Here is a 21,431-nt window from a genome sequence, read left to right as displayed (position 1 = left end):
CTAATTCATGCCAAAACGTACAGACCTAAAATCCATCCTGATTCTTGGTGCCGGTCCGATTGTGATCGGCCAGGCCTGCGAATTTGACTATTCCGGTGCGCAGGCGTGTAAAGCGCTGCGTGAAGAGGGTTACCGCGTCATTCTGGTGAACTCCAACCCGGCGACGATCATGACCGACCCGGAAATGGCTGATGCGACTTACATTGAGCCGATTCACTGGGAAGTGGTGCGCAAAATCATCGAAAAAGAGCGCCCGGACGCGGTACTGCCGACCATGGGCGGTCAGACAGCGCTGAACTGTGCGCTGGAGCTGGAACGTCATGGCGTGCTGGAAGAGTTTGGCGTCACCATGATCGGCGCAACGGCTGATGCGATCGACAAAGCAGAAGATCGTCGTCGTTTCGACGTGGCGATGAAAAGCATCGGTCTGGATACCGCGCGCTCCGGCATTGCGCACACCATGGAAGAAGCGCTGGCCGTGGCTGAAGATGTCGGTTTCCCCTGCATTATCCGTCCCTCATTTACTATGGGCGGAACCGGTGGCGGCATCGCCTACAACCGCGAAGAGTTTGAAGAGATTTGCGAACGCGGTCTCGACCTTTCACCGACCAATGAGCTGCTGATTGATGAGTCGCTGATTGGCTGGAAAGAGTATGAGATGGAAGTGGTGCGCGATAAAAACGACAACTGCATCATCGTCTGCTCAATTGAAAACTTCGATGCGATGGGGATCCACACCGGTGACTCCATCACGGTGGCACCTGCCCAGACGCTGACCGACAAAGAGTATCAGATCATGCGTAACGCCTCGCTGGCGGTATTGCGTGAGATCGGTGTGGAAACCGGTGGCTCCAACGTGCAGTTCTCGGTTAACCCGAAAGATGGCCGCCTGATTGTCATTGAGATGAACCCGCGCGTGTCTCGCTCCTCGGCGCTGGCCTCCAAAGCGACCGGTTTCCCGATTGCTAAAGTGGCGGCCAAACTGGCGGTCGGCTATACCCTCGACGAGCTGATGAATGATATCACCGGCGGTTTAACGCCTGCCTCGTTCGAGCCTTCCATCGACTACGTTGTCACCAAGATCCCGCGTTTCAACTTCGAAAAATTTGCCGGTGCCAACGATCGCCTGACCACGCAGATGAAGTCGGTCGGGGAAGTGATGGCAATTGGTCGTACTTTCCAGGAATCCATGCAGAAAGCGCTGCGCGGCCTGGAAGTAGGCGCTAACGGCTTCGACCCGAAAGTCCACCTCGACGACCCGGAAGCATTAACCCGCATCCGCCGTGAGCTGAAAGATGCCGGTTCAGACCGCATCTGGTACATCGCGGACGCCTTCCGTGCCGGCATGTCAGTGGATGGCGTGTTCAACCTGACCAATATTGACCGCTGGTTCCTGGTGCAGATTGAAGAGCTGGTGCGGCTGGAAGAGCAGGTTGCCCGTGAAGGGGTTAATAGCCTGGATGAGACGTTCCTGCGCGCCCTGAAGCGTAAAGGCTTTGCTGATGCACGGCTGGCGACACTGGCGGGCGTGGCAGAGAGCGAAATCCGCAAGCTGCGTCAGCAGTTTAACCTGCACCCGGTTTACAAGCGCGTGGATACCTGCGCCGCAGAGTTCGCGACAGACACCGCCTACATGTACTCCACCTATGAGGAGGAGTGCGAAGCTAATCCAAGTCCGGATCGCGAAAAAATCATGATTCTGGGCGGTGGGCCAAACCGTATCGGCCAGGGTATCGAATTCGACTATTGCTGCGTTCACGCCGCCCTGGCGCTGCGTGAAGATGGTTATCAGACCATTATGGTCAACTGTAACCCGGAAACAGTCTCGACCGATTACGACACCTCTGATCGCCTCTACTTCGAGCCGGTCACGCTGGAAGATGTGCTGGAGATTGTGCGCATTGAGCAGCCAAAAGGTGTGATTGTGCAGTATGGCGGTCAGACTCCGCTGAAACTGGCGCGTGCGCTGGAAGCCGCAGGCGTACCGGTTATCGGCACCAGCCCGGATTCTATCGACCGTGCTGAAGACCGTGAACGTTTCCAGCAGGCGGTTGATCGCCTGAACCTGAAGCAACCCGCCAACGCCACGGTGGCCACACTGGAGCAGGCGGTTGAGAAAGCCGCGGGTCTGGGTTATCCGCTGGTGGTGCGTCCTTCTTATGTGCTGGGTGGCCGTGCCATGGAGATCGTCTACGACGAGATCGACCTCAAGCGCTACTTCCAGACGGCGGTCTCGGTTTCCAACGATGCACCGGTGCTGCTGGATCGCTTCCTGGATGATGCGGTCGAAGTGGATGTTGATGCGATTTGCGACGGTGAGCGGGTGCTGATTGGCGGCATCATGGAACACATCGAGCAGGCTGGCGTTCACTCCGGTGACTCCGCCTGTTCACTGCCGGCCTACACCCTGAGTCAGGAGATTCAGAATGTGATGCGCCAGCAGGTTGAGAAGCTGGCGTTTGAGCTGAACGTTCGTGGCCTGATGAACGTCCAGTTCGCGGTGAAAGACAACGAAGTCTACCTGATCGAAGTTAACCCTCGCGCGGCGCGTACCGTGCCGTTCGTCTCTAAAGCGACCGGTGTCCCGCTGGCGAAAGTTGCCGCGCGCGTGATGGCAGGCAAAACGCTGGCAGAGCAGGGCGTCACTGAAGAGGTGATTCCGCCTTACTACTCTGTCAAAGAAGTGGTGCTGCCGTTTAACAAGTTCCAGGGCGTTGACCCGATTCTGGGGCCAGAAATGCGCTCTACCGGTGAAGTCATGGGCGTGGGCCGCACCTTCGCTGAGGCGTTTTCTAAAGCGATGCTGGGCGCACAGAGCAACATGAAGAAGTCGGGCCGTGCGCTGCTGTCGGTGCGTGAAGGCGACAAGAAACGTATTGTCGACCTGGCCGCTAAGCTGCAGAAGTTTGGTTTCGAACTGGATGCGACTCACGGCACGGCGGTTGTGCTGGGCGAAGCGGGCATCAATCCGCGCCTGGTGAACAAGGTGCACGAAGGGCGTCCGCACATTCAGGACCGTCTGAAGAACGGCGAGTATAGCTACATCGTCAATACCACGGCGGGTCGTCAGGCGATTGAAGATTCGAAACTGATTCGCCGCAGTGCTCTGCAGTATAAAGTGCACTACGACACCACGCTGAACGGCGGCTTCGCCACCGCGATGGCGCTGAATGCTGACCCGACGGAACAGGTTATCTCCGTTCAGGAGATGCATGCCCAGATCAAGGCGATGTAAGGCGATGTAATGTGAAAAACGGCTCCTGCGGGAGCCGTTTTTTTTTGACCATCTTATTGGCGATAATCCGAAAACAGGGTCCAGGGAAAGCAAAGAGTTTGCGTTAAAGTGACTGATTTGGCTTAATTTTTTAGCTATAGGTGCGAATAAGGCCGGTTCGCACAAATTTATAATATAAACACTTCCTGTGCGGATTTTTCGTCAGTACTATGCCTGCCGCTCATCACTGGAGCGTATCAGGACATAAATAAAAAATGAAAATGCGTACTTTTTCTCTGAGTGCAGTGGCTGCACTGATGGCAATTCTTCCTTTCGCCAGCCAGGCGGAAATTACCCTGTTAAAACAGGATCCGCAGGCAGGCGATCCGCTTAGCCGTCTTAACTTTACTTTTGGCGGCAGCATTCGTGCTCAGTTCAATCATCAGACCGGCGTGGATGATAAATCCTACAAGCGCGACGGTTTTGATGGCGGCACCCGTTTCCGTTTCGGCGCTGACTACTACCTGTTTGATGACGTCAGCTGGATCAGCTACTACGAGCTGGGCGTTAACGTCCCGGCGGTCTTCAGCTGGGATCGTCACTATGCGGACGGTGCCAATAACACCACGCGTCGTCAGCTCTACACCGGTCTGAAAAGCAAAACCTGGGGTCAGCTTACCTTTGGTCAGCAGAACAGCGTCTATTACGATACCGTGGGCGCCAAGACCGATATCTGGGATTACGACATGGTCGGCCAGGCTCCGGGTAACGGGATCAACGGCGACTACGACGGATCTTACCGCTCACGCAAACAGCTGAAGTATAAAAACAGCTTCGGCGATGCGGATCTTTACGCCTCTTATCTGTTCGAAGATAACGAGTATCTGCCAGGCAACGGCCTGCGCTATAAGCGCAAAGGCGGCGGCTCGCTGGGTGTGGACTACCACATCACGGACGATCTGAGCTGGGGCACGGCGTGGAACTACACCCGCGCGGCGATGCGTAACCCGAACAACGGCGACAGCCGCGATTACGATCAGAACATTTACGGCACCGCGCTGAGCTGGACTCCAGGCAACTGGACGTTGTCAGCCGGCGGTGGCTGGTATGAGAACTTCATGACCACCAAACGCAAAGATGTGCATGACTACTTTGCCGGCGACGCGTGGGGCATTGAATATTTCGCCGGTTACAAGATTCCGGTGGGGCAGTATGGTCTGAAAGCGGTACAGCCGTATGTCATGGGCGATCGCATTGAGTATGCGACAGGCCGTGATTATCAGCGCATCGACAACGGTCTGGGTGTGGTGCTGTTCCTCGACTACGGTTTCCGTGTCGATTACGAACATGTGTTTACCTCCAGCACCGATAACCTGGGTGATATGAATCTGGTGCGTCTGCGCTACGACTTCTGATAGCCCTGACGGCTCCTCCGGGAGCCGTTTTCTTTTGCGCACGACTTTTGTGCCAGCCTAAGGCCGATCGCTGGCGAGCTGCGGCAAACTGACGCGATTAGGCGGTGAAAAACGCTGCACAGGCCGTGAAAAACGACGTCATGAAAAGCTTTACGCAATTAGACCTTTCCCCCTATCGACGAAAGTTTCACCTTTACGTATCATGGCGCCAATTTTTTTCAGTGAGTGGTTAACATGATTAGTCTTATCGCGGCATTAGCAGCAGATCGCATTATTGGAATGGAGAACGCCATGCCGTGGGACCTGCCTGCAGATCTGGCGTGGTTCAAGCGCCATACGCTGAAGAAACCGGTGATTATGGGCCGACTGACCTTTGAATCTATTGGCCGTCCGTTACCTGGCCGACTGAATATCGTGGTCAGCAGCCAGCCGGGCACCACCGAAGGTGTTACCTGGGTCACTTCGCTGGATGAGGCGTTACAGGCAGCCGGTGACGCTGAAGAGATCATGGTGATTGGCGGTGGCCGCGTCTATGAGCAGATGCTGAAGCGTGCCGATCGTCTCTATCTGACGCACATTGATGCGGAAGTCGAAGGTGATACGCAGTTCCCGGATTACGAGCCGGATGAGTGGCAGTCAACGTTCAGCGAATTCCACGACGCTGACGAGCAAAATTCCCACAGCTACTGCTTTGAGATCCTTGACCGTCGTCGCTAATCCCACCCCTGCCGGGCTGTAACCTGGATGTCATCTTTATTCATTAGCATTGCTTCTTTTCTGGGATCGACACAAAGGAAGCAATCACTAATGAAAATCGAACTCTCCGCATTAAGCACTGACCGCCTGCCTGATCCACTGCGTCGTAAATTCCTTGCCGGTTCCGGTGCTATCGGCCTGACCGGCTTTCTCAGCGGCGGCCTGACGCTCTCGGGCAGTGCACTGGCGCAGGAGAAGCCTGCGGGCAGCCCACTGCTGGGCTTTCAGGCGATTGCCGCGTCCACGGCCGATGAGATTGTGGTAGCCCCTGGCTATCGCGCCGACGTGTTGATCTCCTGGGGTGATCCGCTGGTGAATGGCGCAGCCGCGTTTGATCCGCAGGGCAACAACAGCGCCGAAGACCAGGAAAAGCAGTTCGGTGACAACAACGACGGTATGAGTTTCTTCGCGATTAATGACCATCGCGGCGTGATGGCGATTAACAATGAATATGTGAATGAGCCGACGCTGTTCGCCCACGGCGGCAGTAAAGCGACCAGCCTGGAAGATGTCAAAAAGTCGCAGGCGGCGCACGGTATCTCCATCGTTGAAGTCAAACGAGGTGAGGACAATCGCTGGCAGGTGGTACGTCCTTCTGACTATAACCGCCGCATTACCGCCAATACCCCGATGCGCTTCTCCGGTCCGGCTGCGGGGGATAAAGCGCTGCAGACTGCCGCCGATCCGCAGGGAATGCATGTCCTGGGCACCTTTGGTAACTGCGCCAACGGCAAAACGCCGTGGGGCACCTATCTCACCTGTGAAGAGAACTACGACACCTACTTTGGCACCCATCAGGCGGACTTTACGCCGACCCCACAGCAGAAGCGCTATACCCTGAATGCCGCTGAGCCGGAGCGCAACTGGGCCGACTTTGATCCCCGCTTCGATATCGCTAAGAATCCCAACGAATTCAACCGTCACGGCTGGATTGTCGAAATCGATCCTTTCGATCCTCACTCCGTGCCGGTAAAGCGGACCGCGCTGGGCCGCTTCAAGCACGAGAATGCCGCAGTGACGGTCGCGAAAACCGGCCAGCTGGTGGTTTATATGGGCGACGACGAGCGCGGCGAGTATATCTATAAATTTGTCTCAGATGACAAGGTCACTCCGGATGATGCTAAAGCCAATCACGGACTGCTTGATAAGGGCACGCTCTATGTGGCGCAGTTCAACGACGATGCGCAGGGCACGCCGCTTAAAGGCACCGGGCGCTGGCTGGCGCTGAAGTGGGGCGAAAATGGACTCACCGCTGAAAAGGGATTCAATAGCCAGGCAGATGTTTTGATCAATGCGCGTGCCGCGGCAGATGTGGTCAACGCAACGCGAATGGACCGGCCGGAGTGGATTGCGGTTAACCCGCATGACGGCCGTGCCTACTGCACCCTGACCAACAACAACAAGCGCGGAAATGAAGGCATGCCGGTCAATGCAGCGAATCCGCGGCCAAAAAATATCTACGGTCAGATTATCCGCTGGGATGAGAAAGGCGATGCTACCGCGCAGACGTTTGAGTGGGATATCTATGCGCTGTGTGGCAACCCGATAGCGCATCCTGAGGGGATCTATCGTGGCACACCGAACATCACCGCTGAGAATACCTTTAACAGTCCGGATGGGCTGGGGTTTGATGCGCAGGGGCGGTTATGGATCCTGACCGATGGCAAATACAGCAACAAAGAGGATTATCAGGGGCAGGGGAATAATCAGATGCTGGTGGGTGATCCTGATAGTGGCGAGATCCGCCGGTTTATGGTCGGTCCAAAATCGTGCGAGCTGACCGGTATTACCTTCACGCCCGATTACAAAACGCTGTTCGTGAATGTGCAGCATCCCGGCGAAGAGGGTGACTCGCATTTCCCGGACAACAGTCCGCGTCCGCGGTCGTCGGTGATTATGATCACCCGTGAAGATGGCGGAATTATCGGCGCATAAAACAGGATGCTGGCCTGATGGCCAGCATCGCCGTTATAGCGTGGGCGGTGCCAGACTGTCGCTGGAGGCCAGGGCTTTTTCGCGATTAGAGGGTTGCACCACATAGCGTTGTGTCTCCCAGTGCAGCAGGGTCAGCGTTCCGCCCCAGCAGCAGCCGGTATCCAGCCCGATAATGCCCTCTGGCGTGCCTTTGCCTTCCAGCGAGGCCCAGTGACCAAAGACGATGGTGTAGTCACGTGCGACCGGCCCCTCAATGTTAAACCAGGGTTTCAGCGGCGGAAGCGCCGATTCCGGGGCATCTTTGCAGATCATGTCCAGCTGGCCGTTGGGGAAGCAGTAGCGCATGCGGGTGAGGGCGTTGGTGCTGAAGCGCAGACGCGCCAGGCCGGTCAGATCCTCACTCCAGTTGTTCGGCATGTCGCCATACATGGCATCCAGGAACAGCGGATAACTGTCGCTGGCGAGAACCGCTTCGACTTCACGCGCGCACTTTTTCGCGGTCTCAATATCCCATTGCGGCGTGATACCGGCGTGTCCCATCACCAGCTTTTTCTCTTCATCAACCTGTAACAGCGGCTGACGACGCAGCCAGTTGATCAGCTCATCCGCATCATCCGCTTCCAGCAACGGGGTCAGGCGATCTTTAGGCTTGTTACGGCTGATGCCGGCGTAGACCGCCAGCAGATGCAAATCGTGATTGCCCAGCACCAGACGCACCGCGTCGCCCAGCGATTTTACGTAGCGTAATACTTCCAGTGAGCCAGGACCGCGCGCCACTAAGTCGCCGGTCAGCCAAAGGGTATCCTGCTCAGGATTGAAGTCGACCTGTTGCAGCAATGCACGTAATTCATCGTAGCAACCGTGAACGTCGCCAATCAGGTATGTGCTCATAACGTTTTATCCATCAGGAAGGTGCCCGACTTAACGGGCAAAAAGCGTGTGAATCAATGAATGTGGGTCTGAATGGCGAGGCGGAACACCGGGATCTCTACGTGAAAGGTGTCGCCCTGTTCGTCGACCATCACATAGTGCCCCTGCATGGTGCCCATCGGTGTTTCGATCACGGCACCGCTGGTGTACTGAAATTCATTGCCTGGCGCGATAAGCGGCTGTTCACCGACCACGCCTTCACCCTGAACTTCCGTTTCGCGGCCGTTACCGTTGGTAATCAACCAGTAGCGTCCCAGCAGTTGCACTGAGGAACGGCCCAGATTGCGTATCGTAATGGTATAGGCGAAGACGTAGCGATCATCATCCGGTGAGGATTGTGAGGCGACGTACTGGCTTTGCACATGGACGGAGACGCGGGCCGTTTCACTCATGACTTACTCCTGCGATTTTCCCTGATGATTCGCCAGCCAGTTCGCCAGCTGACAATATTGCGCCACCGAGACGTTCTCGGCACGCAGGGTTGGATCTATGGATAACTCTTCCAGCGCACCGGCGGCCACCATGTGGCTCAGGCTGTTGCGCAGCGTTTTACGACGCTGGCCGAACGCTTCAGTGGTAATACGGCTCAGGATACGCACATCGCTGACCGGATACGGCGGCTCGGCATACGGCACCAGACGCACCACGGCAGAGTCCACTTTCGGTGGTGGCGTGAAAGAGTGCGGAGGCACTTCCAGCACCGGAATGATCTGGCAGTAGTACTGCGCCATCACCGTCAGACGACCGTAGGTCTTGTTACCCGGACCGGCAACCAGACGATTAACCACTTCTTTCTGCAGCATGAAGTGCATATCTTTGATCGAACCAGTATAGCTGAAAAGGTGGAACATCAGCGGGGTCGAAATATTGTACGGCAGGTTACCGAATACCCGCAGCGGCTGGCCTCTCTCCTGCGCCAGCGCGGCGAAGTCGAAGGTCATGGCATCCTGCTGGAAGATAGTCAGTTTCGGGCCAAGGAACGGATGCGTTTCCAGACGCGCAGCGAGATCGCGGTCCAGCTCTATCACCGTTAATTTATCGAGGCGTTCGCCTACCGGCTCGGTTAAGGCACCCAGGCCTGGGCCGATCTCCACCAGCGCTTCGTCGCGCTGAGGATGGATGGCGGAGACAATGCTGTCGATAATGTACTGATCGTTCAGGAAGTTCTGCCCGAAACGTTTACGGGCGTAGTGCCCCTGATGGACGCGATTATTCATTACTGCTCTTGATCATAGTGATGGCGAGGTTAAGCGCCGTGATGAAGCTGCCCGGTTCAGCCTGACCCAGGCCAGCGAGTTCAAGCGCGGTGCCGTGGTCAACTGAAGTCCGGATAAAGGGCAGGCCCAGGGTGATATTTACCGCCCGGCCAAACCCCTGAAATTTGAGTACCGGCAGGCCCTGGTCGTGATACATCGCCAGCACCGCATCGGCGTATTGCAGATATTTGGGCTGGAAAAGGGTATCCGCAGGCAGCGGGCCGGTCAGATTAATGCCCTGCTTACGCAGTTCATTGAGTGCCGGCGTGATGGTCTCGATCTCTTCCCGACCCATGTGACCACTTTCGCCGGCATGAGGGTTAAGACCACAGACATAAATATGCGGCTCGGCAATCGCAAACTTCTGCTGCAGATCACGATGCAGAATCGTAATCACTTCATGCAGACATTCACGGGTTACCGCAGCGGGCACATCTTTCAGCGGCAGATGGGTGGTGGCCAGTGCGACTCGTAGCTCTTCTGTCGCCAGCATCATGACTACCCGATGGCCGCCTGCGCGATCGGCGAAGAATTCGGTATGGCCGGTAAAGGCGATGCCGGCATCGTTAATCACGCCTTTATGCACCGGGCCGGTAATCAGGGCAGCGAATTCACCGTCGAGACAACCGTCGCAGGCGCGCGTCAGCGTGGCCAGCACATAGTCGCTGTTGGCGACGCAAAGCTCGCCGGGTGTGACCGGCGCTGCCGTTTCAATTGGCAGGATAGTCAGTGTACCCGCCTGCTGTGGCTCGGCTGCCACACCAGGCTGGTAGGGCAGCAGCGTCAGCGGCAGACCGAGTTGCGCCGCACGCTGCTGCAACAGGGCAGGCGAGGCGCAGACCACCAGTTCAACCGGCCACGACTGCTGGGCCAGCTGAACGGTAAGATCGGGACCAATCCCGGCAGGTTCGCCGGGCGTGATCACCACACGGGCATTACTGCGCATTGCCATCCAGAATCTTCACGTAGGCACTGGCACGTTGTTCCTGCATCCAGGTCTGCGCTTCTTCCGCGAACTTACGGTTAAACAGCATACGGTAAGCACGCTCTTTCTGGGCCGCATCGGTTTTATCCACCTGACGGGTATCCAGCAACTGAATCAGATGCCAGCCGAAAGAGGAGTGAACCGGCTGGCTGGTCTGGCCTTTCTGCAGGCGCAGCAGCGCGTCACGGAACGCCGGATCAAAGACTTCCGGAGAGGTCCAGCCGAGGTCGCCGCCCTGGTTCGCCGAACCCGGATCGTCAGAGTACTGTTTAGCCGCCGCCGCAAAGGTGGTTTTGCCACTGCGGATATCGTTAGCAATCTGCTCCAGCTGCGCGCGTGCCTGATCGTCTGTCAGGATCGGCGATGGCTTCAGCAGAATGTGACGCGAATGGACTTCGGTGACCGAGACATTTTTGCTCTCGCCACGCAGGTCGTTCACTTTCAGGATGTGGAAGCCCACACCAGAGCGCACCGGCCCGACGATATCGCCTTTTTTGGCGCTTGAGAGTGCCTGAGCAAACAGGGTCGGTAACTCTTCGATTTTACCCCAGCCCATGTTGCCGCCTTTCAGCGCCTGGGAGTCGGCAGAGTAGGTCACGGCCATCTTGCCGAAGTCAGCACCATTTTTCAGTTCGCCAACCAGCTGTTTCGCCAGCGTTTCCTGCTCATCAACCTGCTGTTGCGTCGGGTTTTCCGGCAGCGGCAGCAGAATATGACTGACGTTCAGTTCAGTACCCTGGCTGTTCTGAGAGCCGATCTGGGTAGCAAGCGTATCCACTTCCTGCGGCAGAATCGTGACACGACGACGCACTTCGTTGTTGCGCACTTCGGCGATAGTCATCTCTTTGCGGATCTGAGAACGATACACGCTGTAGTTCATGCCGTCATAAGCCAGACGGCTACGCAGCTGATCAAGGCTCATCTTGTTCTGCGCAGCGATGTTCTGAATAGCCTGGTCCAGCTGCTCGTCGCTGATCTGAATTCCCGCTTTATCACCCATCTGCAGAATGATGTTGTCCATGATCTGACGTTCCAGAATCTGATGGCGCAACGTTTTATCATCCGGCAACTGCTGACCAGCCTGCTGGGCCTGAGATTTAACGGTGCTCATCATGCCATCCACGTCACTCTCAAGAACCACGCCGTTATTGACCACGGCTGCAACTTTATCAACGACTTGTGGTGCTGCGAACGCGGTGTTGGCACTGATTGCCACACCAAGAATCAGCATTCTCCAGTTCTTCATACTTTATCCATTGTTGGTTCCGCACTGCGGGATTGCCTGTCAAACATCACAACATCAGAAAGCAGGCTGGTAAGGGATAATGCCCTGACGCAGCATATCGTTGGTGCCTAAGCCATAGTTCGGACTCAGACCACGCAGCTCAATGTTGAATGAGATTTGGTTGTCATACTTACTGTCGTTGTTTTCCCAACCGTTAATTTTGCGTTCATAACCGACCCGGATAGCGTAACAGCATGAGCTGTATTGCAGGCCAACCAGTTGTGAAGCCGGACGCGTGTTGCGGGTATCGTAGTAGTAAGCGCCTACCACAGACCATGCGTCGGCAATCGGCCAGCTGGCCGTAGTACCTACCTGTGAAATCCCATTTTTGTAGATAGGATTTGTGACCAGGCTGCTATCGTTCAGCGCGGTCGCAACATACTCCGGGCTGCTGTAACGGTAGCTCAGCTGCACCATGCGGTCGGCATCCCGACGGTATTCCAGTACGGTATTGCCCTGGGAGACGTTGTCGAGTTTGGTGTCATATTGCAGCCCACCACGGACGCCCCAGCGATCGCTGATTTTCCAGTATGTATCGCCAGCCCAGATCAGGCTGCCGGTATCATCTTCTTTACTGGTTTGATTCACACCAGTACGAGAAGGGGTAAACGAGTAGATTTGACCTACAGAAACGTTAAAACGTTCAACAAGATCGTTATCATAAATACGCGAGGTGACGCCGGTAGCCACTTCATTGGCGGAAGCGATGCGATCCAGGCCGCTATAAGTACGATCGCGGAACAGACCGGTGTAGTCGGTTTGCAGCAACGTTGAGTCGTACGGATAGATATTGCTCTGATTACGATACGGGATATAAAGGTACTGCACGCGCGGTTCCAGCGTCTGGGTATAACCCACCGCCGAGTTCATATCGCGGTCAAACACCAGACGACCATCAACTTTAAATTGCGGCAGGGTGCGGTTGACTGACTCATCCAGTTCGCCGCTCTTATCACCCCTGAGACCATTGGCTGCGTTGTTATAGAAATCAACGTCAGTCTGCTGATAGTGGGTCGCCAGGAACTTCGCTTCGGTATCCAGGCTGGCCCAGCCGTTTGACAGCGGCAGGTTCAGCGTTGGCTCAACATGTAAACGGGTCGCTTCGGGATAGCGGCTGCTGACGTTGGTGAACTTCACCGCCTGGGCATAAACCCGGCCATCAAACGGGCCGATATCGTTCTGATAGAGATTGACGTCCAGCTGCGGCATGGCGCGGTAGACGTTATTGCTGGTGGTATCGCCGAACACCTGGAAATCTTTGGTGGAGAGCGTGGCATCCCAGTTGGTGTCCGCATAGCCGATGCTGAATTTCTGCGTGGCGTAGTTGTCGGTCGAGCTGTAGTACTTCGAGTCGAGATCGTTGAAGTAGTACTTATCGCTGACCTTGGTGTAGTCCGCGTTGAAACGCCAGTTCTGGTCATAGACACCGGCATGACGCCAGTAGAACAGCCAGCGATCGGAGCTGTCATTTTCGGCGATGCCACGCACCGCTTTGTCGTTATCGTACTGTTTGTCCGAGCCGAGGTAGTCGAATTCAACCAGACCTGCACCCAGCGTGGTCAGATAACGGAATTCGTTTTCAAACTGCATGCCGCGCTTACTCATGTAGTGCGGCGTAATGGTCGCATCGGCCTGCGGCGCGATGTTCCAGTAATAGGGCAGCGTGAACTCAAAGCCATTGTTGCTGCCATATTTTGCATTCGGGATCAGGAAACCGGAGCGGCGACGATCGCCAATCGGTAACTGCAGATAGGGGCTGTAGAACACCGGAACGGAACCGATCTTAAAGCGGGCGTTCCAGATCTCCGCTACTTCCTCTTCGCGATCCTGGATTACCTCTGAACCCACCACGCTCCAGCTGTTGGAGCCGGGCAGACAGGAGGTAAAGGTGCCGTTTTCCAGAATGGTGTAGCGGTTATCGCCGCGCAGCTTCATCTGATCTGCGACGCCGCGTCCCTGACGATCTACCATCTGGTACTGACCATTCCAGACGTTGGTATCTTTGCTGTTGAGGTTTGACCAGGCTTTCGGACCTTTCAGGATGACCTGATTGTCATCGTAGTGCACATTACCCAGCGCATCGACGGTACGTACGGGCGCGGTCTGGCCTTCCTGCTGACGCTGATGAAGCTGGACTTCATCCGCCTGCATACGGCTGTTGCCCTGCTCAATATTCACATTACCGGTGAATACCGCATCATTGGGATAGTTCCCTTTGGCGGCGTCGGAGTGAATGGTGACGGGCATCTGATTCGTATCGCCATTCACCAGCGGGCGGTTATAACTCGGCACGCCTAACATACACTGCGACATCAAATCGTCGGCAAAGGCTTGCTGGCTAATGGCTGCGCCGATCAGTGTGGCCAGCAGGGTAGGTATATGTTTTTTCATACGCGGTATCGAGAATTCCATGAAAACTGGCATCATGCCGACAATCGGGTCAGAGACTAACTTACTGCCCGGCGTTGCGCCAGTGTTAATCCTGGTCAGTCAGCGTTGCCGTTAGGCGCTGAGATAAATGACAGGTATGATAATGCAATTTTCAGCCGCAAGCATGGCGAATTGAGGAGTTTATGCGCTACTGGGGAAAAGTTGTGGGTCTGGCGGTGGGATTACTTTCCGGCGCAGGCTTTTGGGGTATTGTGATCGGTTTGATCATTGGCCATATGATTGACAAAGTACGCGGCGCGCAAGGCAAGGCTTACTTCTCAAATAATCAGACCCGACAGACGCTGTTTTTCAGCACCACCTTTCAGGTGATGGGCCATCTGACCAAGTCAAAAGGGCGCGTCACGGAAGCGGATATTCAGATTGCTTCGCTGTTAATGGAGCGGATGCAGTTGCACGGTGACTCTCGCACGGCTGCCCAGCGCGCGTTCCGCGAAGGCAAGCAGGCGGATTATCCGTTACGCAGCAAACTGCGTGAACTGCGCAGCGCCTGTTTTGGCCGGTTTGATCTGATTCGGATGTTCCTGGAGATCCAGATTCAGGCCGCCTTTGCCGACGGTTCACTGCATCCTAATGAGCGACAGGTGCTCTATGTGATTGCCGAAGAGCTGGGCATTTCACGCGGTCAGTTTGATCAGTTCCTGCGCATGATGGAAGGTGGCCAGCAGTTTGGCGGTGGTCAGCGCAGTTCAGGCGGTTTTCAGCAGGCGCAGCGCGGGCCAACGCTGGAAGATGCCTGTAGCGTGCTGGGTGTGAAGAGCAGCGATGACGCCACCACTATCAAACGCGCCTACCGCAAACTCATGAGCGAACATCATCCTGACAAGCTGGTAGCGAAAGGGTTGCCGCCAGAGATGATGGAGATGGCGAAGCAGAAAGCCCAGGAAATCCAGGCGGCGTACGATCTGATTCGCAAAGAGAAAGGCTTTAAGTAAACACCATGTTCCGTGGCCGCTTCTGCAACAGAGGAGGCCACGGTGACTGACTGGCGAGCAGTAAACCTTAAAAATCGGCGGGCTGACGAAACGTCATGGCATTACCAAATGCCGGATGGGTAATGGTCAGTGACTCCGCATGCAGCAGTAAACGGGGCGCCATCGCTTTGGCCTCCGGATGCGCATAGAAGTTATCCCCCAGAATCGGATGGCCCAGCGCCAGCATATGCACCCGCAGCTGGTGTGAGCGGCCGGTAATCGGTTTCAGCGAAACACGCGCACTGTTATCCGCACGATATTCCAGCACCTGATATTCCGTCTGCGCGGCTTTGCCGGTCTCGAAGCAGACCATCTGCTTCGGACGATTTGGCCAGTCGCAAATTAGCGGCAGATCAACCAATCCCTCTTCCTTCGCCGGATGACCCCAGATGCAGGCCACGTAAGTCTTGGAAGGCTCCCGCTCACGGAATTGTCGTTTCAGCTCGCGCTCAGCAGCCTTAGTCAGCGCCACGACCATTACGCCGCTGGTCGCCATATCCAGTCGGTGGACAGATTCAGCCTGCGGGAAATCACGCTGAACCCGCGTCATCACGCTATCTTTATGTTCGTCCAGCCGACCGGGTACCGAGAGCAGACCGCTGGGTTTGTTCACCACCATGATGTGCGCATCCTGATAAAGGATGTGCAGCCAGGGTTCACGCGGTGGATTGTAAGGTTCCATGGGGCTTTCCAAAAATAAGGGGCCATGCGGCCCCTGAGCTTACTGGTGTGTCACCACAATCAGGCGCAGCGCGTCGAGACGCCAGTTGGCCTGATCGAGACTTTCCAGCACCTGTTCACGGTTGCTTTCCAGCGCCTCGACTTCATCGTCACGGATGTTCGGGTTCACCGCTTTCAGCGCGTTGAGACGGGAGAGTTCTGCGCCCAGCTTCTCGTTCGCTTCGGCACGCGCTGCATCAATCACCGCACGCGCTTCGCTGACCACGCTCTCTTCGCCCTGGGTCAGAATCGCATGCACATCCTGCTGCACCGCATTCACCAGTTTACTGGCGGTATGACGGTTAACCGCATTCAGCTGACGGTTAAAGCTTTCGAACTCCACTTTGTCCGCCAGGTTAGTGCCTTTGGTATCCATCAGCAGACGGATTGGCGTTGGCGGCAGGAACCGGGTCAGCTGCAGATGCTTCGGTGCCTGTGCTTCAACCACATAGATCAGCTCGACCAGCAGCGTCCCCACCGGCAGCGCCTTGTTCTTCAGCAGTGACAGTGCGCTGCTGCCGGTATCGCCCGACAGAATCAGATCCAGACCGTTGCGGATCAGCGGATGTTCCCAGGTAATGAACTGGGTATCTTCGCGCGACAGCGCCTGATCGCGGTTGAAGGTGATGGTGCAGCCATCTTCCGGCAGGCCAGGGAAATCGGGCACCAGCATGTGGTCGGAAGGGGTCAGCACGATCAGGTTATCGCTGCGATCTTCCTGATTGATACCAACGATATCAAACAGGTTGAGCGCGAAGTTCACCAGGCCTGTGTCGTTATCCTGCTCGCTGATGGCATTGGCCAGTAGCTGAGCCGATTCGCCGCCGTTGGAGTTCAGCTCCAGCAGGCGATCGCGACCCTGTTCCAGCTGCAGTTTCAGCGCGTCATGCTGTTTACGGCAGTCGGTGATAAACGCATCAAAACCTTCGCTGTTTTCCGGCGCGGCCAGATAGCCGATCAGTTGCGAATGGACGCTGTCATAGATTGTCCGGCCGGTCGGGCAGGTGTGTTCAAACGCGTCCAGCCCTTCGTGATACCAGCGCAGCAGCACCGCCTGTGCGGTCTGCTCCAGCCACGGTACCAGAATCTGAATGTCGTGTGCCTGACCGATACGATCCAGACGACCGATACGCTGCTCCAGCAGGTCCGGGTTAAACGGCAGGTCGAACATCACCAGACGGCTGGCAAACTGGAAGTTACGGCCTTCAGAACCGATCTCGGAGCACAACAGCACCTGCGCGCCATTCTCTTCTGAGGCGAACCAGGCGGCAGCACGGTCACGTTCAATGATCGACAGACCTTCGTGGAACACCGCTGCACGGATACCTTCGCGTTCACGCAGTACCTGCTCCAGTTGCAGCGCGGTGGCCGCTTTGGCGCAGATCACCAGCACTTTCTCTTTGCGGTTGGTGGTGAGATAGCCCATCAGCCATTCCACGCGCGGATCGAAGTTCCACCAGGTGCCGCTGTCGCCTTCAAATTCCTGATAAATCTGCTCCGGATAGAGCAGGTCACGCGCCCGCTCTTCTGCACTTTTGCGCGCGCCCATAATGCCGGAGACTTTAATCGCCGTCTGATACTGCGCAGGCAGCGGCAGGCGGATCTGGTGCAGTTCGCGTTTCGGGAAGCCTTTAACCCCGTTACGGGTGTTACGGAACAGCACGCGGCTGGTGCCGTGGCGGTCCATCAGCATGGAGATCAGCTCCTGACGCGCCTCCAGCTTGCCGTCACGGTCGCTGTTGGCGACCTGCAGCAGTGGCTCAATATCCTGCTCGCCGACCAGATCGTTGATCCGGTTCATCTCCTCCTGGGAGATCGCTTTATCGGCCAGCAGCGCCGTGACGGCATCGGCAATCGGACGGAAATGCTGCTGCTCTTCAACAAAGGCGGCAAAGTCATGGAAACGATTAGGGTCGAGCAGGCGCAGACGGGCGAAGTGACTCTCCATGCCCAACTGCTCCGGCGTTGCGGTCAGCAGCAGAACCCCGGCGGTTTTCTCAGCCAGCTGTTCGATAACCTGATATTCACGGCTGGGCTCGCCTTCTGACCAGGCCAGATGGTGCGCTTCATCGACCACCAGCAGATCCCATTCGGCATCGGCCAGCATCTCAAGACGCTGCTTGTTACGGCGCACGAAGTCCAGTGAGCAGATAATCAGCTGCTCCGTCTCAAACGGGTTATCGCTGTCGTGCTGCGCTTCGGTATAGCGATCGTCATCAAACAGCGCAAAGCGCAGGTTGAAGCGGCGCAGCATTTCGACCAGCCACTGATGCTGTAAAGTTTCAGGTACCACAATCAGGATGCGGTCGGCACGGCCAGCCAGCAGCTGCTGCTGGATGATCATCCCGGCTTCAATAGTTTTACCCAGGCCAACTTCATCGGCCAGCAGGACGCGCGGCGCATGGCGACGGCCGACATCGTGGGCGATATGCAGCTGGTGAGGGATCAGGTTGGTGCGCATGCCGCGTAAACCGCTGATTGGCAGACGATATTGCTCACTCTGGTATTTACGGGCGCGGAAGCGCAGGGCAAAACGATCCATCCGGTCGAGCTGGCCGGCAAACAGGCGATCCTGCGGCTTACTGAACACCAGCTTGCTGTCGAGCATGACTTCGCGCAGCATCACTTCGCTCTCTTCGGTATCCAGACGGGTACCGATATAGGTCATCAGGTCATTTTCGTTGCGTACTTCATCGACGCGCATCTGCCAGCCTTCGTGGCTGGTGATGGTATCACCCGGATTAAAGATGACGCGGGTAACTGGCGAATCGTTGCGGGCGTAGAGGCGGTTTTCCCCCGTGGCCGGAAACAGCAGGGTGATCATGCGGGTATCGATCGCCACCACGGTGCCCAGTCCCAGTTCACTTTCCGTATCACTAATCCAGCGCTGACCTAATGTAAAAACCATATATTTTTTGCTCGAATTTTAACGTTTTTAGAGGTGTTCCCAAAGCTCAGGCAATAGCGTTACCGCCAGACAACAAGGCCTGGAGCGTACTTAAGAGCGGTGAGTTTCAGGAAGGGCGCTATGGTACTGGATGGCAGGACGTTCGTCACCTGTCAAAAAAGCCCCAGCTGTCCGGTAATAAGTGTAGCAAAGTCCCCTTCGACAAAAGGCAGAATCCCCTCTGCGACCGGCTGAAGTTGCCTCGTCACGTAGTGGTCATAGTCCAGCGGCGTGCTGCGCGCCTCCAGTGGCTCGGGGCCTGCGGTGGCGATGACATAACGGATCCGGCCACCATTCTGGTACTGCAAGGGCCGGTTTAATTTACGATTGTGCTCATCGGCCAGCCTGGCGGCGCGCACGTGCGGGGGCACGTTTCGTTCATATTCTTTCAGCGGACGCCGCAGCCGCTTTTTGTAGATCAGCTGATCGTCGAGTTCACCCGCCAGCAGCTGCGCCACGGTTGTACGGATATAATCCTGCCACGGCTGACGGTGGAAGATACGGTGATAGAGCTGCTGCTGGAACGCTTTTGCCAGCGGCGTCCAGTCTGTTCGCACCGACTCCAGCCCCTTAAAGACCATGCGCTCACCGGCGGCGTCACGAATCAGTCCGGCGTAACGTTTCTTGCTGCCCTGTTCCGCGCCGCGAATGGTGGGCATCAGAAAACGGCAGAAGTGATTTTCATACTCCAGTTCCAGTGTGCTGGTCAGCCCCTGCGTCTGCTGCAGATGGTCGCGCCACCAGGCGTTCACTTTCTGCACCAGCTGCTGACCAATCGCGGCGGCATCTTCTTCACTGTGCGCCGACTTCAGCCAGACAAAGGTGGAGTCGGTGTCGCCATAGATGACGTCGTAGCCTTCCGCCTCAATCAGCGTTCGGGTCTGCTGCATGATGGCGTGACCGCGCAGCGTAATAGAAGAGGCGAGTCGCGGATCAAAGAAGCGGCAGGCGCTGGTGCCCAGCACGCCGTAAAAGGCGTTCATGATGATTTTCAGCGCCTGGGACAGCGGCTGATTATTCTGCTTTTTCGCCGCTTCGCGACCCAGCCAGATCTGTTCAACTATCGCAGGCAGGCAGTGGGTATGCCGCGAAAAACGCGCTTCACGGAAACCTTCAATCGAATCGGCATCATCAGGATGGGCCAGCCCTTCCACCAGACCCACCGGGTCAATCAGGAAGGTGCGGATAATCGACGGGTAGAGGCTTTTGTAATCCAGCACCAGCACTGAGTCATACAGGCCGGGGCGCGAATCCATCACATAACCGCCAGGACTGGCTTCCGGGGCTACATCACCCATGTTCGGGGCGACAAACCCGGCGCGATGCATCCGCGGAATATAGAGATGACCAAAGGCCGCTACCGAACCGCCGTGGCGATCCACCGCCAGTCCATTGACCGCCGCGCGTTCCAGCAGAAACGGCATAATCGCCGTTTTGTGAAAAATGCGCGTCACCAGCTCGCAGTCTTTCAGGTTGTAGCGCGCCAGCGCCGGTTTATCGTTGGCAAAGCGCCAGTTGATCTCCTCCATGCGCTGCCAGGGATTATCAATCGCTTTCCCTTCTCCCAGCAGTTGCTGCGACACCGACTCCAGGCTGAATGAGGGAAAATCCCAGAACGCCGATTTCAGCGCGTCAATACCATCGATAATCAACCGGCCACTGGCCTGAGCGAAAAATACGCCGGGTTTGAAGCCATGTTCACGCCACTCCAGCGCGGCCTGCTGGCGTCCCAGGCGCAGCGGAATGCCGTAACGATCGGCATGCTTTTGCAGCACCCGCAGGTCAAACTGCACGACGTTCCAGCCAATTAAGACATCCGGATCATGCTCTGCAAACCACTGGTTCAGCGCTTCAAGTAACTGCGGCCGGCTGTCGAGATAGATCAGCTCGAAATCCAGCGTGCTGGCATCACCGTTGGCCGGGCCGAGCATAAAGACCTGGCGCTGACCGCATCCCTCCAGCCCGATGCAGTAAAGCTCGCCATGCTGTGTGGTTTCAATGTCCAGCGAGACCCATTTCAGCGGCGGGCGATAGTCGGGATGGGGTTTGAGCCGCGCATTGACCACGCTGTCACCGCGCTGCTCGCCGTCAAACCAGACCGGCGCGGTAATAAAACGCTCCATCAGGTAGCGCTCCGGCGGACGGATATCGGCTTCATAGACCGGAATACCTTCTTCGCGCAGCCGTTTTTCAATGCGCTGTAGCTGGCGGTTCTGCTGGCAGTAGAGGCCGAAAACCGGGCGACGCCGAAAATCTTTCAGCGCCAGCGACTGAATCCGAAACTGACGTTCATCTTTCAGTAATTCGCTGACCTGCGCCTGAAATTCCTCAGGAATAAACGCGACGGACTCCTGCACCGGCAGCACCACGCGCTGCGCGCCCGCATCGGTCGCGAGCCAGAGGATAATTTCGGTGCCATGCGGGCTGTCGCGCCAGTGGCGGGTGAGCAGAAAACCTGCACGGGGCATATTCAGATGTTCTCCGGACTCAGCATTTCAGGATGAGAAAACCGCTTCAGTATAACATGGATATTTATACAGTTCCCGCCACCCGCTTTTGTCAACAT

14 protein-coding genes are annotated in these 21,431 nt (G+C 56.4%); 5 read left to right on the top strand and 9 right to left on the bottom strand.

Going from position 1 to position 21,431, the window contains the following annotated elements; all coding sequences use genetic code 11:
* The first annotated feature begins 7 nt into the window (after positions 1-7).
* The 4 genes from carB to GVJ63_RS07575 all read left to right on the top strand — a co-directional run bounded on the left by carB (position 8) and on the right by GVJ63_RS07575 (position 7,320).
* Positions 8-3,235 carry a carbamoyl-phosphate synthase large subunit gene (gene carB / locus GVJ63_RS07590; protein WP_010253739.1) on the top strand — a complete coding sequence of 1,076 codons (3,228 nt, stop codon included), beginning with the start codon at positions 8-10 and terminating at the stop codon, positions 3,233-3,235.
* 254 nt (positions 3,236-3,489) lie between these two features.
* Positions 3,490-4,629, top strand: coding sequence for a porin (locus GVJ63_RS07585; protein ID WP_010253747.1), 1,140 nt, complete (start codon positions 3,490-3,492; stop codon positions 4,627-4,629).
* Positions 4,630-4,863: 234 nt separating this feature from the next.
* Positions 4,864-5,346: a type 3 dihydrofolate reductase gene (folA, locus tag GVJ63_RS07580; protein ID WP_010253752.1), complete on the top strand. Its 483-nt coding sequence runs from the start codon at positions 4,864-4,866 to the stop codon at positions 5,344-5,346.
* A gap of 90 nt (positions 5,347-5,436) precedes the next feature.
* Positions 5,437-7,320, top strand: coding sequence for a PhoX family phosphatase (locus GVJ63_RS07575; protein WP_159226648.1), 1,884 nt, complete (start codon positions 5,437-5,439; stop codon positions 7,318-7,320).
* Between the two features lie 33 nt (positions 7,321-7,353).
* On the opposite strand, the gene apaH is transcribed toward GVJ63_RS07575, so the two are convergent.
* Genes apaH through lptD form a run of 6 tightly spaced genes read right to left on the bottom strand, consistent with a single transcriptional unit; the run spans position 7,354 to position 14,167 of the window.
* The gene (gene apaH / locus GVJ63_RS07570) at positions 7,354-8,211 is read right to left on the bottom strand and encodes a bis(5'-nucleosyl)-tetraphosphatase (symmetrical) ApaH (RefSeq protein WP_010253765.1); all 858 of its coding nucleotides are present in this window, start codon (positions 8,209-8,211) and stop codon (positions 7,354-7,356) included.
* A 53-nt stretch (positions 8,212-8,264) separates the two neighbouring features.
* The gene (apaG, locus tag GVJ63_RS07565; protein ID WP_003854807.1) at positions 8,265-8,642 is read right to left on the bottom strand and encodes a Co2+/Mg2+ efflux protein ApaG; all 378 of its coding nucleotides are present in this window, start codon (positions 8,640-8,642) and stop codon (positions 8,265-8,267) included.
* 3 nt (positions 8,643-8,645) lie between these two features.
* The gene (gene rsmA, locus GVJ63_RS07560; RefSeq protein ID WP_003854805.1) at positions 8,646-9,467 is read right to left on the bottom strand and encodes a 16S rRNA (adenine(1518)-N(6)/adenine(1519)-N(6))-dimethyltransferase RsmA; all 822 of its coding nucleotides are present in this window, start codon (positions 9,465-9,467) and stop codon (positions 8,646-8,648) included.
* Positions 9,460-10,452 (bottom strand): 4-hydroxythreonine-4-phosphate dehydrogenase PdxA, encoded by a 993-nt coding sequence (pdxA, locus tag GVJ63_RS07555; protein ID WP_033767982.1) that lies wholly within the window; start codon positions 10,450-10,452, stop codon positions 9,460-9,462. Before pdxA ends, rsmA begins: the two co-directional genes overlap by 8 nt.
* On the bottom strand, positions 10,442-11,737 hold the full coding sequence (gene surA, locus GVJ63_RS07550; protein ID WP_010253800.1) for a peptidylprolyl isomerase SurA: 1,296 nt from the start codon (positions 11,735-11,737) through the stop codon (positions 10,442-10,444). Before surA ends, pdxA begins: the two co-directional genes overlap by 11 nt.
* A 54-nt stretch (positions 11,738-11,791) precedes the next feature.
* Positions 11,792-14,167 (bottom strand): LPS assembly protein LptD, encoded by a 2,376-nt coding sequence (gene lptD / locus GVJ63_RS07545; RefSeq protein ID WP_010671814.1) that lies wholly within the window; start codon positions 14,165-14,167, stop codon positions 11,792-11,794.
* 182 nt (positions 14,168-14,349) lie between these two features.
* Here lptD and djlA point away from each other — a divergent pair, with 182 nt between their 5' ends.
* The gene (gene djlA / locus GVJ63_RS07540; protein ID WP_010253811.1) at positions 14,350-15,159 is read left to right on the top strand and encodes a co-chaperone DjlA; all 810 of its coding nucleotides are present in this window, start codon (positions 14,350-14,352) and stop codon (positions 15,157-15,159) included.
* A 67-nt stretch (positions 15,160-15,226) separates the two neighbouring features.
* On the opposite strand, the gene rluA is transcribed toward djlA, so the two are convergent.
* The 3 genes from rluA to polB form a co-directional block, all read right to left on the bottom strand.
* A complete protein-coding gene (rluA, locus tag GVJ63_RS07535; protein ID WP_010253813.1) occupies positions 15,227-15,880 on the bottom strand; it encodes a bifunctional tRNA pseudouridine(32) synthase/23S rRNA pseudouridine(746) synthase RluA in 654 nt (217 codons plus the stop codon).
* A gap of 39 nt (positions 15,881-15,919) precedes the next feature.
* The gene (rapA, locus tag GVJ63_RS07530; protein ID WP_062759481.1) at positions 15,920-18,826 is read right to left on the bottom strand and encodes an RNA polymerase-associated protein RapA; all 2,907 of its coding nucleotides are present in this window, start codon (positions 18,824-18,826) and stop codon (positions 15,920-15,922) included.
* A 152-nt stretch (positions 18,827-18,978) separates the two neighbouring features.
* Complete coding sequence (polB, locus tag GVJ63_RS07525; protein ID WP_122959292.1) at positions 18,979-21,339, bottom strand: DNA polymerase II; 2,361 nt, start codon at positions 21,337-21,339, stop codon at positions 18,979-18,981.
* Between the last annotated feature and the right edge of the window lie 92 nt (positions 21,340-21,431).

It is taken from the genome of Pantoea sp. 18059, from assembly GCF_902706165.1.
Lineage (GTDB): Bacteria > Pseudomonadota > Gammaproteobacteria > Enterobacterales > Enterobacteriaceae > Pantoea > Pantoea agglomerans.
The sequence above is the reverse complement of the archived record's forward strand: the minus strand, read 5'-3'. Positions and strand labels throughout refer to the sequence as shown.

Coding starts and splice junctions, on each gene's coding strand:
- carB (WP_010253739.1), top strand. CDS start 8: ATGCCAAAACGTACAGACCTAAAATCCATCCTGATTCTTGGTGCCGGT.
- GVJ63_RS07585 (WP_010253747.1), top strand. CDS start 3,490: ATGAAAATGCGTACTTTTTCTCTGAGTGCAGTGGCTGCACTGATGGCA.
- folA (WP_010253752.1), top strand. CDS start 4,864: ATGATTAGTCTTATCGCGGCATTAGCAGCAGATCGCATTATTGGAATG.
- GVJ63_RS07575 (WP_159226648.1), top strand. CDS start 5,437: ATGAAAATCGAACTCTCCGCATTAAGCACTGACCGCCTGCCTGATCCA.
- apaH (WP_010253765.1), bottom strand. CDS start 8,211: ATGAGCACATACCTGATTGGCGACGTTCACGGTTGCTACGATGAATTA.
- apaG (WP_003854807.1), bottom strand. CDS start 8,642: ATGAGTGAAACGGCCCGCGTCTCCGTCCATGTGCAAAGCCAGTACGTC.
- rsmA (WP_003854805.1), bottom strand. CDS start 9,467: ATGAATAATCGCGTCCATCAGGGGCACTACGCCCGTAAACGTTTCGGG.
- pdxA (WP_033767982.1), bottom strand. CDS start 10,452: ATGCGCAGTAATGCCCGTGTGGTGATCACGCCCGGCGAACCTGCCGGG.
- surA (WP_010253800.1), bottom strand. CDS start 11,737: ATGAAGAACTGGAGAATGCTGATTCTTGGTGTGGCAATCAGTGCCAAC.
- lptD (WP_010671814.1), bottom strand. CDS start 14,167: ATGAAAAAACATATACCTACCCTGCTGGCCACACTGATCGGCGCAGCC.
- djlA (WP_010253811.1), top strand. CDS start 14,350: ATGCGCTACTGGGGAAAAGTTGTGGGTCTGGCGGTGGGATTACTTTCC.
- rluA (WP_010253813.1), bottom strand. CDS start 15,880: ATGGAACCTTACAATCCACCGCGTGAACCCTGGCTGCACATCCTTTAT.
- rapA (WP_062759481.1), bottom strand. CDS start 18,826: ATGGTTTTTACATTAGGTCAGCGCTGGATTAGTGATACGGAAAGTGAA.